The sequence below is a fragment of the Nostoc sp. C057 genome (assembly GCF_013393925.1).
Taxonomy (GTDB): Bacteria; Cyanobacteriota; Cyanobacteriia; order Cyanobacteriales; family Nostocaceae; genus Nostoc; species Nostoc muscorum_A.
The window spans coordinates 5707105-5722666 of sequence record NZ_CP040281.1 but is presented as its reverse complement, the minus strand read 5'-3'; the positions used below and the strand labels follow the sequence as shown (position 1 = coordinate 5722666).

Annotated in this window: 13 protein-coding genes; 5 read left to right on the top strand and 8 right to left on the bottom strand. The window is 42.1% G+C overall.

Annotation, left to right across the window (positions count from 1 at the left end; all coding sequences use genetic code 11):
* Positions 1 to 34: 34 nt before the first annotated feature.
* From FD724_RS24555 to FD724_RS24540, 4 genes are all read right to left on the bottom strand, one after another.
* Positions 35 to 988 (bottom strand): asparaginase, encoded by a 954-nt coding sequence (locus FD724_RS24555; RefSeq protein WP_179074400.1) that lies wholly within the window; start codon positions 986 to 988, stop codon positions 35 to 37.
* A gap of 103 nt (positions 989 to 1091) precedes the next feature.
* Positions 1092 to 1592 (bottom strand): CGLD27 family protein, encoded by a 501-nt coding sequence (locus tag FD724_RS24550; RefSeq protein ID WP_179074399.1) that lies wholly within the window; start codon positions 1590 to 1592, stop codon positions 1092 to 1094.
* Positions 1589 to 2047 (bottom strand): ribosome silencing factor, encoded by a 459-nt coding sequence (gene rsfS / locus FD724_RS24545; RefSeq protein ID WP_163935637.1) that lies wholly within the window; start codon positions 2045 to 2047, stop codon positions 1589 to 1591. Before rsfS ends, FD724_RS24550 begins: the two co-directional genes overlap by 4 nt.
* A gap of 522 nt (positions 2048 to 2569) precedes the next feature.
* On the bottom strand, positions 2570 to 3850 hold the full coding sequence (locus FD724_RS24540; RefSeq protein ID WP_179074398.1) for a glycosyltransferase family 4 protein: 1281 nt from the start codon (positions 3848 to 3850) through the stop codon (positions 2570 to 2572).
* A gap of 286 nt (positions 3851 to 4136) precedes the next feature.
* Here FD724_RS24540 and FD724_RS24535 point away from each other — a divergent pair, with 286 nt between their 5' ends.
* From FD724_RS24535 to FD724_RS24515, 5 genes are all read left to right on the top strand, one after another.
* The gene (locus tag FD724_RS24535; protein ID WP_179074397.1) at positions 4137 to 5378 is read left to right on the top strand and encodes a DNA cytosine methyltransferase; all 1242 of its coding nucleotides are present in this window, start codon (positions 4137 to 4139) and stop codon (positions 5376 to 5378) included.
* A 108-nt stretch (positions 5379 to 5486) separates the two neighbouring features.
* Complete coding sequence (gene deoC, locus FD724_RS24530; protein ID WP_114085010.1) at positions 5487 to 6167, top strand: deoxyribose-phosphate aldolase; 681 nt, start codon at positions 5487 to 5489, stop codon at positions 6165 to 6167.
* Positions 6168 to 6419: 252 nt separating this feature from the next.
* Positions 6420 to 7322 carry a DNA repair protein RecO gene (gene recO, locus FD724_RS24525; RefSeq protein WP_179074396.1) on the top strand — a complete coding sequence of 301 codons (903 nt, stop codon included), beginning with the start codon at positions 6420 to 6422 and terminating at the stop codon, positions 7320 to 7322.
* Positions 7309 to 8961: an MFS transporter gene (locus FD724_RS24520; RefSeq protein WP_179075613.1), complete on the top strand. Its 1653-nt coding sequence runs from the start codon at positions 7309 to 7311 to the stop codon at positions 8959 to 8961. Before recO ends, FD724_RS24520 begins: the two co-directional genes overlap by 14 nt.
* Before the next feature lie 353 nt (positions 8962 to 9314).
* Entirely contained in the window at positions 9315 to 10463 is a 1149-nt protein-coding gene (locus FD724_RS24515) for a glycosyltransferase family 4 protein (protein WP_179074395.1), read from the top strand.
* 273 nt (positions 10464 to 10736) lie between these two features.
* Here the strand turns inward: FD724_RS24515 and FD724_RS24510 are convergent, their stop codons facing one another.
* From FD724_RS24510 to FD724_RS24495, 4 genes are all read right to left on the bottom strand, one after another.
* A complete protein-coding gene (locus tag FD724_RS24510; RefSeq protein WP_179074394.1) occupies positions 10737 to 11552 on the bottom strand; it encodes a peptidase in 816 nt (271 codons plus the stop codon).
* Between the two features lie 10 nt (positions 11553 to 11562).
* Positions 11563 to 11796: a preprotein translocase subunit SecG gene (gene secG, locus FD724_RS24505; protein ID WP_012410686.1), complete on the bottom strand. Its 234-nt coding sequence runs from the start codon at positions 11794 to 11796 to the stop codon at positions 11563 to 11565.
* A 144-nt stretch (positions 11797 to 11940) separates the two neighbouring features.
* Positions 11941 to 13539, bottom strand: coding sequence for a 2,3-bisphosphoglycerate-independent phosphoglycerate mutase (gene gpmI, locus FD724_RS24500; RefSeq protein WP_179074393.1), 1599 nt, complete (start codon positions 13537 to 13539; stop codon positions 11941 to 11943).
* A gap of 221 nt (positions 13540 to 13760) precedes the next feature.
* Positions 13761 to 15446 carry an ABC-F family ATP-binding cassette domain-containing protein gene (locus tag FD724_RS24495; RefSeq protein WP_179074392.1) on the bottom strand — a complete coding sequence of 562 codons (1686 nt, stop codon included), beginning with the start codon at positions 15444 to 15446 and terminating at the stop codon, positions 13761 to 13763.
* Positions 15447 to 15562: the final 116 nt, after the last annotated feature.

Below are 15562 nucleotides of genomic sequence, written 5' to 3'. Positions count from 1 at the left end.
TATTTATAATAACCTATAGTCAAGAGTTTGGCAACTACAAAAATGATAATTCTCCAATTACTTCTAAACGCGTGTATTTTCCCAAGGTGGCAAACTTTTCACAGAGGCTTTCGGCGGCGCTAGGACTAATCCAACCCATTTGCTTGAGTAGGTGAATAGCAACAGCGTGTTTTGCCCGTTTTGTCCCATCCATAACTTTGATCGCTAATCCCAAGCCTTCACCAAGTCTACCAATGCACTGAACTCCTTCGGCACCACTTTTACTAACCAGTTCCCCTGGAGTTAAGCGCATCAGTTCCGTATCAAATTCTCCATCTCCTGCTACCATCGCGGGGTGATGAGTCATAGCCCGGACGATGCGCTCCATATCCAGATTGGTACTAGAGGCTAGCAGCGCATATAAAGATGCCATGTGTCCTAGTTGCATCAAATAAGTTGGTGCGCCACAGTCATCATGAGCGCAGATAAATTCTGCGGCTGGCATTCGCAGCAACTCTGCTACTTTGCCCAAAATCAATTGCTGTATTGGGTGCTTGCGATCCAAGTAGTTATTCAAGGGCCAACGGCGTTGCTGACAAACAGCTAACATTCCCGCATGTTTTCCAGAGCAATTGTATTCCAGAGGACTGTGCTTACCTTCAGGAGTTGGACACTGGAGTATAGTCGGGTCAAGATCAGCTCGCCAAAGGATGTTAAATACCTGTCGGACTTGATCTATTGTTCCTTTATGGGAACTTGTCATAATTGCTAAGTCGCGATCGCTGAGTTGATAGCGTTCCAGTGTACCTGTGGTGGTGACTGCGAGTGCCTGAAATGGTTTGAGGGCTGAACGGATAAATGCAGCAGTTTCAGAATTGCCGGCAACGGTTAGAACCCGTCCCCGATCGTCGCATACTACAGCCTGGACTATATGCCTGGATTCAATAATACCTTCCCGCAGCAACCGGACTTCCAGTGCTGTGGCTTGAGTTCGTTTTCCCATTGTCATGGGTTTATATTTATCACCTTTTTTTAATTAATTTAGTCATTGGTAATTGGTAATTAGTCCTTAGCTAATGACTAGTGACTAATCACCAATGACCAATGACTCTTTAAAACAAATGCCAAACTATCGTACCAGTAACGTACATTCCCGCCAAGCCAGCGAAGGTAAATTGCAATCGCCGCAAGATGGGTTTGATTTCGTATGCAACAATTAAGCGATCGCGGTTAAGGATTTCCTGTGGTTTCGTCCAAGTTTGGCCGTCGTACCAGCCTGACTCTTCATAAAATACTGTAGGACTGCCAAGGCGATCGCACACGTAGAACCAGCCTAAGTATAATCTTACCAGTGCCAGTACGACCCCGACACTGGCTGCTGCTGCACCACAAAGGATAAAATGTGCAATATACTTGTGGGGAGGAAAACTTGCTGCTGCCACAGGTGCTGCGATCAGCCAAGATAAACTCCAAATCCAAGCTATTTTCGTGATATATTCGCGCAAATCTAAAGTGCTATCACGAAACAACCAGGAATTTTTTAACTCTTCGTACTCATTGAGCGGTTGTTGGTCTATGGGAACTGGGCAATTTGAAACCGAAGACCTAATCATGTTGGCTTACCTTCACCCTCATCAGATTCTGGAAGGGAAATACGTTCTGCATGAATCCAGAACGCTTCTAAATTATAAAACTCCCGTTCTTTGGGCATCATAATGTGAACGATCACATCACCGTAGTCTTGTAATACCCAACTCCCCTCAACTTTTCCTTCTGTCCTTATGGGACGACGTTGCAACTCAGTTTCGACTTTTCCTTCAATTGCTTGAGCGATCGCTCTGACTTGTACCCTAGAATAGCCAGTCATCATCACAAAGTAATCCGCTAGGTAAGATACCTCTGCTACTTTTAGCAATATAATTTCACCTGCTTTGCGGTCTGATCCAGCTTCTGCGATCGTTGCAGCTAATTTTCCGCTCTCCTCTTCAGTATGGGCGTGGCTCTTGACCACACTCTTCGTCAGTGGAACGGATTGTAATGGGAAATTTCCTTGGAAATAATCAGTCATTAAACCTCAGGTGCTTTTTTCCTTTGAAACAATTGTTTACATTTACTTACAAATACAAACAATTGATCTGACAAATGTGTCAATAGGTTTTTTTGAATACTAACAAAAAAACAGGTGTTCATGGGAGCTAGTTTGAGAATTGCTGTTTACTAAAAACTACAATACAACACATCAAATTCATGCCTGGTCTACCAAAAGCTTGATTGGCACCAGTGTAGTATTTAGTATTAGAGGATACTAAAGTACTCAGACTGTATAGTTAAAAAATTGGTGTTCCCACATATTTAATGAAGTGAAGTTGTGGGATTTGGGGTTCAAAACGCATTGGAAACCTGCTTAAGATGCTTGAATTAAAAGGTATTGTCCTTCGGCTTCATTTGCTTGCCTCAAAAGAGACATTTCTTTAACTTAAGCGTATTGGTATATATGTTGTATATTTTAAAGTATAATTAGTTACCCTCAAAATTAGTTAATATTTAAATAGTGAGGGTATAATTGCGACTTTCTGAGTTAGTCACATCCTTATGGGCTTTCTGCTCTAGATACTGTAACTCTTGTAGACTGAATAGCTGCACGATCTGCCGTTAATGAGTAACACAACGACTCATACTGATTTAAAGCTTGCTCAAAAGCATAGTTTTCAATGGCATATTGGCGACTTTTATAACCGAGAGTTTTTACCTTTTCGGGATTTTGATACAAATCTAAAATTGCCATTGCTAAAGCTTGAGGATCTTCTGGAGGAACAATAACTCCGCCGCCACTTTGTTTGATTGCTCTAGCTGCTGTACCATTATCAGGCACAGAGGCAACTAAAGCCCCCCCACTGGCAAGTAGCACTTGAATTTTTGACGGCATATTGAAAGATACAATATTTTTCTTTTGCACCACTAAGCCAACATCAGCAGCTGCCAACATTTGTGGCAAATCTTTGCGGGGTTGAAATGGCAGTAGCAAAACGTTATCTGCGCCGCAGTCTAGACATTCCTGTTGCAATCGCTGTAAACCTTTTGCCTCTCCAACGATCACAAAAACAATATCTGGGATATGGCGCAACATAGAAGCGGCTTTGACAACGCTTTCTAAGCCTTGGGTTAGAGCAATGTTGCCAGAATAAAGTACTACAAATTTGTCATTCAGGTTATGTGTTGCACGGAAAGGGTTATTTTCTTTAGGCAAAGGGCGGATAAAATTTACATCAACCCAGTTAGGAATTTGCACAATTTTGTCAGCTTTTACGCCCTTAGATCGCAAATTGTCCACAAAACCATCGGCAATGACGCTAATCTTACTAGCAGTGTGGTAAGCAAATTTTTCCAACACTGTGAATAACTTTATAAGCCATTTATTTTTCAGTAGACCAACGTGAACAGCTGCTTCTGGTAATATATCTTGTAAATTTAAGATCACAGGACAAGCACGTAACCATCCTAAAAGAGCAACTGGCACACAGCTTGGCAAAGATGGCGATGTTGAGAGAATCACGTCTGGCCGCCAACCAAAGAGGGCAGGTACAAAACTAGTGACAACGAAACTAGCATCTAGTAACACTCGATCTAATAGGTTGGGTTGGGGACGAATCCAAACATAACTGCGTTGGATTTGAACACCATTTTTGTATTCGTTGAGATACCACTTGCCCCTATATTCCTGGTAAATTTGACGCTCAGGGTAGTTGGGCATAGCGGTGACTACGCGCACTTGATGCCCACGCTTCACTAGTCCCTCTGCTAATTCAGTCATCAGTGGGGCAATACCAATTGGCTCTGGATAGTAGTTGTAAGAGTAAATTAAAATTCGCATAAAAGTTAGTCTGAAGTACCCCGGTTTTTTGTTGAATGACAAATATTTGTCTTCAACATTGTTTAGAGCTTAGAAACTCTTATATTTAATTGTGACTTCAGACTCTTTTTCTGTCAGGGATTTTCCTTAAAGATTGAGTAAACTTAGATATTAAATACTTAGAGGAAGTATGAATTTTTTTACTATTTAAGCAGCCTTCAAATTTTTAACTTTTGATTGGTACGTAAGTATAAACCCTAAGTATTCTGATATTAATTAAGACTGTTTCACAATATTTAGTTATTGAATGAGCAATCGCCCTTGTATTTTCTCCTTTTTTGCTGGTTCGGGATTCCTAGATTTAGGTTTTGAAACTAGCGGTTTTAATATTGTTTACGTCAATGAAATGTTTTCACCATTTATGGCAGCATACCGCTATTCACGGCAGATTCTCAATCTGCCATTGCCAGAATACGGGTATCATCACGGAGAAAGAGGAGATGTAAGCCAACTTCACGAAGGTTTACAAGCACAACACTTCCGTGAGTTAGTACAAGACTGCCGCAAATCTAATAATATTGTGGGCTTCATTGGTGGACCTCCCTGTCCTGATTTTTCTATTGGCGGGAAAAATAGAGGACGTTTAGGAGATAATGGCAAGCTTTCCGCTTCTTATGTTGAATTAATTTGCCACAATCTTCCAGATTTCTTTTTATTTGAGAACGTTAAGGGGTTGTGGAAAACAACAAAGCACCGTTTATTTTTTGAATCGCTCAAGCAACAATTACTAGAAGCAGGCTACATCTTAACAGAGCGGTTAATTAATGCTATCGAATATGGTGTACCCCAGGATAGAGAAAGAATTATTCTCATTGGTTTTCGAAATAATTTTATCAAAGATATAGGAATAAAACTCGGTAGTGAAAAGTTACTTACTGAAAAGTCTTTTCCTTGGGAAAATCATATTTTATATCCTAAAAAAGAGGTTTTTACTTACCCTTGGCAGAAGTGCGATCCATTCCAAGAAAATTCCATCATGCTTTGTCCTGAAGACATCCCTCAAGAATTAACAGTTGAATACTGGTTTAGAAAAAATAATGTTTTGAAGCATCCTAATACTGAAAACTGTTTTAAACCAAGGGCAGGCATCACCAAATTTGCTGCTATTGATGAAGGAGATGATTCTAAAAAGTCTTTCAAACGTCTTCACAGATGGCGTTACTCTCCGACAGCTTGCTATGGAAATAATGAAGTACATTTGCATCCCTATAAAATCCGGCGAATATCTGTAGCAGAAGCTTTAGCTATCCAATCTTTACCTGCAAATTTTGTACTTCCAGAGAATATGTCACTCACTAATATGTTTAAGACTATTGGTAATGGCGTACCCTATTTGGCATCCAATACGTTAGCTAAAACTATTACTAACTTCTTAGGAATTGGTGTAAAAAATGCTGTTAATATTTCTAACTTTACTAAGCCTAATGTCAACTTAAACACTTATACTAATTCCGCAACATCTACAGAAGCAACATTCAAAATAAGTTAGTAGCTTGTTTTCAGGATAAACTCGTAATAAATATGGTTTAATATATATATATAAGAAATGTTTTAATTTTTTATAAAGTTTAATAATCAATTACTGGCAGAAGACACGATGGCAGCAGACTATCCAGATATTGATATTGCGCCATTTATCGATCACGCCCTGTTAACGCCAACGGCGACTCCAGAGCAGGTTCAGCAGTGGTGTGAAGAAGCATATAGATTCAATTTTGCGGCAGTTTGCTTGTACCCCACCTATGTCAAACAAGCAGTCGAACTCCTCCACGGCAAGAATCCCAAAGTGTGTACTGTGATTGGCTTTCCCTCTGGTGCGACAACTTCAGCAGTGAAACTCTATGAAGCTCAAGAAGCGGCGGATAATGGAGCCACTGAATTGGATGTGGTCATGAACTTGGGGTGGTTGAAAGCTGGTAAAACTGAAGAAGTCCACCGGGAAATTGCCGAAATTTGTGAAGAAACTGGGCAAACTGTCAAGGTAATTTTGGAAACCAATCTGTTGACAGATGCGGAGAAAAAAATAGCTGCTGAAATAGCTATGGAGGCGGGGGCGGCTTTCTTAAAAACTAGTACAGGTTGGAATGGCGGTGCAACAGTGGCAGATGTGCGATTTTTGCAGGAATTGGCAAAAGAAAGGGTGGGAATTAAAGCTGCGGGTGGTATCCGCACTATTAATCAAGCTCTAGACTTAATCGTAGCGGGTGCTACTAGATTAGGCACATCTCGCGGTATCGATTTGATCCGCCAGCGCGATAATCTGGGGAAGGGTGAATAGTCATTTGTTTATCTTACTAACCTACGAAAAACTGCGGGCACATCTATGCCCTTTGTCCTAACCCAATGACCAATTTTAGATTTTGGATTGAAGGATTGAAGGATTCAAAATTTAAACCTGGTTTCAGAGCAGCTAGTTTCAACTATGGAAAAATCTAAAATCCTTGCATTCCTTTTGTAAGTCCCTACTTTTAGGTATGGCGTTAATCTAAAATCCAAAATCCAAAATTGATTGGCTAATGACTAATGACTAATGAGTAGAACCTACAAAGCAACCGGAATTAATCTTAAAACTCAGGTGCTGGGAGAATCAGATAAAATAGTGACCATTTTGACACCCGAATTCGGTCTGATTCGAGCAGTGGCTCCAGGGGCACGTAAGCACAACTCCAGCTTGGGCGGCAGGAGTGGTATGTTTGTTGTGAATGAACTATTGATCGCGAAAGGGCGATCGCTTGATAAAATTACTCAAGCACAGACGTTAAAAACTTATCCTGGTTTAGCTAAAGATTTGGGAAAATTGGCTGCTAGCCAATATTTAGCAGAAATAGTCCTCTCTCAAGCTTTGAGCGAACAACCCCAAGAAGAACTTTATGAGTTGTTCAATGAACATCTCCATCGGTTAGAAGCATTGTCTAGTACAAATGCATCTGGTGTTTTGGCTCATCTGGCTCATGGGGTGTTTCACCTTTTAGCCTTAGCAGGAGTAACACCGCAAGTGCAAGTATGCTGCTTATCTGGGCGCTCCCTCAAGCCAGACTTTACAGACCCCAACTGGCAGATAGGATTTAGCGTTCCTACGGGTGGAACGATTTGCTTAGAAACTTGGAAACGTTTACGAACACAGGGAGAGGGGGAGATTAATAACCAATACCCCATACCCCATACCCCATTACCCATACCCCATGCCCAAACAGTTGTTGTGCATCGGCAAGAAATACCTTTGATTTCTAGTCGTCTGGGTGCTATGGAACTGGCTTTGCTTCAACATCTGTCACAACCAGAGATAATGCAAATTGATGGTGCTAGAGACCATCACTGGTTATCTGTTGAGCAGATTTTGCGGCAGTATGCTCAGTATCAATTAGGTCGCCCTATTCGCTCTGCTACCTTGATCGATTCTTATTTTGCTGCCAACCATGATGCAACCATCTGATTTGGATAAAAAAATCCTGCCTTTGTCACCAAGCCTCGTTAAAAAACAGAATAGGATATCAGATCCTAACGTCAAGAATCACTTGAGTGCCGTTTCAAAGTGTACACCTAGTCAAATCAATAGCCAAGAAATGTCCCCAAAAGACGTTTCTAAAAACGATCAAAGTTGGACAGCCCAGATCCCAAAAACTGATGTTCCAAGCCAATCAGAAATACAATCTGAGGACAAATTAACTACTGCTGAGGCAAATAGCAACGGTAATAGCAACGGGCAGAGTTTGCCAGTAGCTACTACCCCAGAAACAGAATCACCCAAATTAGATGGATCTGGTTCAGGTGGAGAAGCTGTTTCCGGGAATGTAACACAGCAGGGGTTTTTGCCTGTATTAAAAAACCCTAATTTCCTCGCTCTTTGGGGCGGTCAAGTTTTCTCCCAACTAGCAGATAAAGTTTATTTGGTGCTGATGATTGCTTTGATTAATACTCAGTTTCAGGCTAGTAATCAGAGTATTAGTGGTTGGGTGTCAGTATTGATGATGGCTTTTACGATTCCAGCCGTATTATTTGGTTCTGTTGCTGGCGTGTTTGTCGATCGCTGGTCAAAAAAGGCTGTGCTGGTGGCAACGAATATTTGGCGCGGCATCCTGGTTTTGTCAATTCCCTTCCTGCTGTGGTTGACTCATGCCTGGAAACCCATAGGAGTTATGCCAGTAGGTTTTTTGATCATCCTGGGTGTAACTTTTCTAGTTTCCACACTGACACAGTTTTTTGCCCCGGCGGAACAGGCAGCAATTCCTTTAGTGGTAGAAGAACAGCATTTACTCTCAGCTAATTCGCTTTATACGACAACGATGATGGCATCGGTGATTGTTGGGTTTGCTGTGGGAGAACCTTTGTTAGCGATCGCAGATGGACTTTGGTCGCAAATTGGTGGTAGCGGTAGTTTGGGCAAAGAACTTTTAGTTGGTGGTAGTTATGCGATCGCTGGACTAATTTTATTCCTCCTAGCAACTAAGGAAAAACACCACCACCCTGATACAGAATTCCCTCACGTATTCTCTGATTTGCGAGATGGTTTTGCCTACCTCAAAGCAAATCATCGCGTCCGCAATGCTTTGCTTCAGCTAATTATCTTGTTTTCTGTCTTTGCAGCATTAACTGTTCTAGCTGTTCGGATGGCAGAAATAATTCCTAATATGAAAGCTTCCCAGTTTGGCTTTTTACTAGCAGCCGGTGGTGTTGGCATTGCTGCGGGGGCAACAATTCTCGGTCAATTTGGTCAACGCTTTTCCTATACCCAACTAAGTCTTTGTGGTTGTATGGGTATGGCAGCATCTCTGATTGGTCTATCAATCTTTACAACCCAACTGTGGCTAGTCCTGTTACTGGTGGCGTTATTAGGTATCTTTGGAGCCCTAGTAGGAATTCCCATGCAAACCGCAATCCAAACAGAAACACCACCAGAAATGCGTGGTAAAGTATTTGGCTTGCAAAACAATGTAATTAATATTGCCCTCTCCTTACCTTTAGCTTTAGCTGGTGTCGCAGAAACCTTTTTGGGATTACAGGTAGTTTTTTTGGGATTAGCTGCGATCGTCTTTTCAGGAGGTATATTAACCTGGTATAACTCACGTAAGTAGTTATCAGCTAAGAGGAGTTATTATTCATTACCTTGAAGTAATTACTAATTTCCTTAAAGCTTTTGTGTTCATGCTAAACTGTGGTCAGTGAAAATTTATCATATACTTGTGGGATATCAATCTGACATTAGTCGGAGTAAGTTGTTTAAGTATCAGAAATTAACAACTTATACGTAAAATAAATAAAGCCATCAATCCACGAATTTAATCAGCTTTCAAATATGCTTTTTAAACTACTATGTGGTGGCAATTTTTAATAAATAAAAGCCAGCAAGTATAGCTAGATAAAATAAAAATCACAAAGGGCACACAATTAATAGCTCAAACCCGCTTTTCTTACAGCCAAATAAAGAATGCGTATAGCCTGGATTGGAAAAAAATCACCCTTTTGCGGCAATGTAACCTACAGTCGAGAAATTACAAATGCTTTGCTAGATAGGGGACATCAAGTTAGCTTTCTTCACTTCGCACAGGAAGAGTCTGAACCTGAGAATTGGCCAAATCTTCGAGAGGTTTCGCTCCCATTCATTTACAAGTCTCAGGTTTATACAATTCCTACTTTTAAAGCAACCAAAGTTTTAACTGATTCGCTGCGGGAAATCAAGCCAGATGTAGTCCACGCTTCCTTAACATTATCTCCTCTAGACTTTTTTCTACCGGAAATCTGTGAGGAACTGAGGTTGCCCCTAGTTGCAACTTTTCACACACCATTTGCTGGCAAGGGGGCAAAGCTGATATCGGGAACACAACTTTTGGCTTATCAGCTTTACGCACCTTTTTTAGTTAACTACGATCGCGTGATTGTATTTTCCCAAATTCAGCGAGAATTATTGGCAGGGATGGGCGTAAGGGAAGAAAATATTGCTGTAATTCCCAATGGTGTTGATACCGTTAAGTATTCTCCAGGATTTTCTCAAATCAAAGCAGAATTTAAAGCCGAACGCTTGTTTGTTTACCAAGGTCGAATAGCGCCAGAGAAAAATGTCGAGGCCCTACTCCGCGCTTGGAAGCAGTCGGCAATGGGGCCTGGTACGAAGTTGCTAATTGTTGGCGATGGCCCTTTGAAGTCTTCCTTAGAGCCGTTTTATGGTTCAGAATACGGCATTATCTGGTTGGGATTTGTTGCTGATGAAGACCGACGGATCGAAATTTTGCGGGGCGCAGATGTATTTGTTCTACCTTCATTGGTAGAGGGTTTATCTCTATCTCTGTTAGAGGGAATGTCATGTGGGTTGGCTTGTTTAGCAACAGATGTGGGTGCAGATGGAGAAGTATTAGAAAAAGGTGCAGGTATAGTTATTAGTACTAAAACCGCGCGATCGCAGTTAAAAACCCTCTTGCCAGTATTGCAAGACCATCCAGAGTTAACAACTTTACTTGGGCAAAAAGCCAGACAGCGTGTATTAGACCGCTATACCCTCAGTAAAAATATTACTCTGCTGGAAGAACTTTATAAAGAAGTTTTAGCACAGCGACCACTACCGCTAAGTCGTAGAGCTTAGGGAAAGGGAAGAAGTGCGATCGCGCTGTAAATTATGAGATGGTAATCAATGCGATCGGGCAAGAACGTTACGCAACATTCAATACAGTTCAGATAAGACCAAAACATTTGTAGAGACGGCGATTTATCGCGTCTCAAAAACCCAAAATTTTTGCCAGTAGCCCTAAACTGAACAGTATTGAGGCAGCATTGACTAATATTCGAGTCATAGAATATGTGACTTATGAATATAGATACCTCACTCAGAATTCTCTTACCACGCAAGTCAGATTGATCAATTAATCTTTGAATTATTCACTAAAGACCAGCCCAAACTAGTTGGCTGTTCATAAACCCGTTTTAGAGTATTTATATCTCTGGAAGAAATAGGCAACGGGTTACGAACTTGAGAAAAGTATAAAGCATCAGTTTGTAGCGGACTATGACCCCAAATTCCCAAGGCATGACCGAATTCATGGCGGGTAGCTGCAATCAGATACTCACCTGTTTGACTGGGACTTAGCAAAATAGTGAAGCGGTGGGATAAAACTTTGTTGCTGGTGTATAACTCGTAAGTAGTTTGTGCTGATCGCGCACGGGGTTTATTACTATCAGGGGAAATTTGTAGAGGTGGCGCTTTTTGCACAATGGTAATATCAGCACTTTCTGGCTGTTCTACTATTGTTAAAGGCAAATAATTGCTCCATTCTTTTACACCCTGCAAGACACCGTTCACCCATACTTGAGCTTGTTTTTCCTTAACGGATTTTGGTGGTTCTACGTAAACCCGAATGGGAAATTGTGACCAGACTAAATAACCAACTTGGGTTGTTGTGACTTGTGAAAAGTAATCACCACTGTTAGTGCTATCTTGCCACTGTGCGAGTGTGGGCGGTAAGGGATGGGGTTTTGGGATGGGTGAGGTGGAGAGAGAGATTACTGAGCCGGAATAAACATATTTTGGTTTTATTGTAAACCCATAACTCGAATGAAGATTAATACAAACGATAAACAGCCCTGTGCCAATAAATAAGGCAAGAGCTGTAATTAACCGTTGTGAGATTAAATTTATTAGGATGTTAAGTATTTGGTGTTGGGTTTTTTTCCCCATTGACCTATCCTTATTTAGGCAGCCAACCAGCACTTAAAACCACTGTTAAACCGAGGAAAATTACTGTCAATGCCCAAGTAATTCGATTTAAGGTGTTTTCTGCACTTTTGGTACTGCTAAATAGCTGGGCTTGTCCACCAATGGCTCCAATACCATCACCTTTGGGGCTATGTAGTAAAACTAAGATAATCAAACCAGTGGCGGAAAATGCCCAAATGCCTTGCACGATATTAGTAGCTGTCATGGTAGGAATCTCATTTATAACAATTTTTCAAAAAACAGAATTCAGAATTCAGAATTCAGGAGTCAGAAGTTCACTAAAAACTCCTAACTCCTAACTCAGCACGGGCTGAACGCCCCGCTACCGCTAACAGCACTCAGAACTGTTTTACAGTCCTACTTGCACAGGGGTGCGAGTGCGTTGCAGTTCATAATCTGCTGTTTTCAGCAGCGATCGCCCTGTCATCTCTGGTGGTTGAGGCAGCTGTAAAATCTCTAGAATTGTGGGGGCAATGTCGGATAGCTTACCATCGCTTCGCAGTTCGACATTTGTACCATATCCAGGGATTTTGACTTTCTCACCTTCTACCAATATAAAGGGGACTGGGTTAGTGGTGTGGGCTGTCCAGGGATTACCCCCATCATCTAGCATATACTCAGCGTTGCCATGATCGGCAGTAATAATTGTTGTCCCACCGGCTTTGATAACGCTCTCTAGTAAGCGACCTAAACAGCGATCAACTGTTTCAATTGCTGTAATGGTAGCGTCGATTTGACCAGTATGCCCTACCATGTCTGGATTGGCATAGTTAATTACAACTAGAGAATACGTACCCTTTTGAATCGCAGCGATCGCAACATCTGTAACTGCTGCTGCTGACATCGCTGGGGCATGATCGTAAGTCGCTACCATCGGGCTGCTTACCAGTTCCCGATCTTCTCCAGCAAAAGGTTCCTCCAGACCCCCATTAAAGAAATAGGTGACGTGGGCATATTTTTCGGTTTCGGCGGTGCGAAACTGATTCAGACCATGATTAGCTATGACTTCTCCCAGAATGTTACTGAGATTCTGCGGTTCAAAGGCTACAGCTACAGGTAAGTCTGAATCATACTGTGTAAAAGTGACAAAAGACAGTGGTGTAATTTGCTGTCTTTCAAAACCGTTAAAAGTGGGACTGACCAAAGCTTGAGTCAGTTGTCTGGAGCGATCGGGGCGGAAGTTGAAAAATATCACCCCATCCCCTGGTTCTATTGCGCCGGGTGCAATTCGGATGGGGTTGATAAATTCATCTTTTACCCCTTCGGCGTAAGATGCTTGCAAGATTTCCACAGCCGTGCGATTATCACCTGTACCATCTTGGGTCATCACGTCGTAGGCGCGTTTGACCCGATCCCATCGGTGATCGCGATCCATCGCGTAGTAGCGACCGCTGAGGGTGACTATGCGTCCAATTCCTGTACGGTCTAAATAATCTTGCAGCAGTGTGATTGCTTTTACCCCTTCTGTTGGGGCGGTGTCACGACCATCGGTGATGGCGTGGATACAAACTTCTGGAATTTGCTGGTTTTTGGCTAAGTCAAGTAGTCCGAATAGATGGGTGATATGCGAATGTACCCCTCCCTCAGAACAAAGCCCGACTAGATGTAGCTTGCTATTCCGAGAACGAACTTCCTGGCAAATTTTGACAAGTGCTGGGTTTAATGCAATAGAACCGTCTTCGACCGCATCAGAGATGCGTACCAGTTCTTGCGGTACAACTCGCCCAGCACCAATGTTCAAATGACCAACTTCCGAGTTGCCCATTTGACCCTCTGGCAACCCTACGGCTTTTCCTGATGTGCGGATGAGAGTGTGCGGGTAAGCTGTCCATAAACTGTCCACAATGGGAGTTTTAGCAGCAACAATAGCGTTTCCTCGCTTTTCTTCGCAGTAGCCCCATCCGTCTAAAATGACTAGCACCACAGGAGCAACAGGTGCTTTGGTCATAGTAAAATTGCCCTTTACTTTTTGTAATACCCGAATGATACCATTGCTAATCCACGTCGCAAGTGAATTTTTGCTTATTAATTTCTTTTATGAAAGACTTACAGTTTTTTGAAATATTTTTTAAACCTTAGCGATTATTCTGTAATTTTGTTGAGCGCTAATAATAAATGATTACTTAGTAGTAGCCTTTTAGCACTACTACTAAGTCCGTATTCAATCACTTATTTCTTTTTGGTAGAAGCTTTTCCAGCTTTTTTAGCAGCTTTTTCGGCAGCGATCGCAGCTAATTTTGCTTGTTCTTTTTCTTCGGCAATTTTCTGGAGATAGTAATGATAGTCTCCTAAGTAAACGCGGAATTCACCATCACGAATTTCGACGATTTTGTTAGCTACTTGAGAAATAAAGTAGCGATCGTGGGAAACTACAATTGCCGTACCATCATAGTTTTTCAGCGCTTCTTCCAGCATTTCCTTCGCTGGAATATCTAGGTGGTTTGTCGGCTCATCTAAAATTAATAAGTTCGCGGGACGTAAGAGCATTTTTGCCAAGGCCAAACGAGCTTTTTCTCCTCCACTTAATGCCCCGACTGCCTTAAATACAGTATCACCAGTAAATAAGAAGCGTCCCAAAAGCGTGCGGACTTCTTGATTATCCCAGTCTGGAACTTCATCATGGATAGTTTCCATGACAGTTTTCTTCAAGTCTAAAGCTTCAGCTTGATTTTGCTCAAAGTAACCGGGAATAACGTTATGATCCCCTAATTGAACGCTACCTTCAGTTGGTGGTTCCATACCCATAATTACGCGCAGAAGGGTAGATTTTCCAGCACCGTTGGGGCCAAGAAAAGCAATGCGATCGCCTCTTTCAATTAGGAGATTTGCTGCCAAAAACAGGATTTTATCACCATAAAGATGAGTTAAATCTTTAATGTCTACTACCTCGCGTCCACTGCGGGGTGCAGGGGGAAAACGGAAGTGTAGAGTTCTTACCCCAGCAATGGGTGCTTCAATGCGCTCAATTTTATCGAGTTGCTTTTCCCGGCTTTTTGCCTGGGTACTGCGGGTAGCACTGGCGCGGAATCTATCAACAAAGGTTTGCTGTTTCTCTAATTCTTTTTGCTGACGTTCGTAAGCACTAAGTTGTGCTGATTGACTTTCGGCTTTTTGTTCCAAATATGCTGAGTAGTTACCAAGGTAGGTACTGGAAACGCCACGTTCAGTTTCCACAATTTGGGTACAGAGGCGGTCAAGGAACTCCCGGTCATGGGAGACTATTACCATCGGTGTAACCAGCCCTCTGAGGTAATTTTCCAACCACTCAATGGTTTCTAAATCTAAGTGGTTAGTCGGTTCATCCAGCAGCAACAAGTCAGGTTTTTGCAGCAGGATTTTACCTAAACTCATCCGCATTTGCCAACCACCACTGAAGGCACTGACGAGGCGATCGCCATCTTCTAGCCCAAACCCCATCTCTGGTAAAATTTTCCCGATGCGTGCATCTAAGTTGTAGCCATCCAAGGCTTCAAATTTGCGCTGCAAGCGATCCAACTTGTCGATCAGTCGATCCAGTTCCTCTGGGTTAGCTGTTTCCATCTCTTGTGGGATGTGCGCCAGAGATAACTGTACTTCGTTGGCTTCTTTGAAGACAGTCCAAAATTCTTCTCTAACGGTGCGGGTGGGGTCTACTTCAAACTCTTGGTTGAGGTAGGCTATATGTAAGCTATTAGGACGGATAATTTCGCCTGCGGTGGGTTCAATTTCCCCAGAGATGATTTTGAGTTGGGTAGATTTTCCAGCACCGTTGACACCGACTAAGCCGATGCGATCGCCTGGTTTAACTTCCCAGTTGATATCTTTGAGAACTTCGCCTGTGGGATAAATTTTACTTATATGTTCTAGTCGCAGCATTAAGTTTCTCTCAGGTAGGGAGTGGGTGGTTGAGGACGAAGTACTAACACCGCCTCTAATATTAACAAAAATTAACTATAAATTCGTCGTGAGAAAGTCGAGGAGGCGCAAACCAA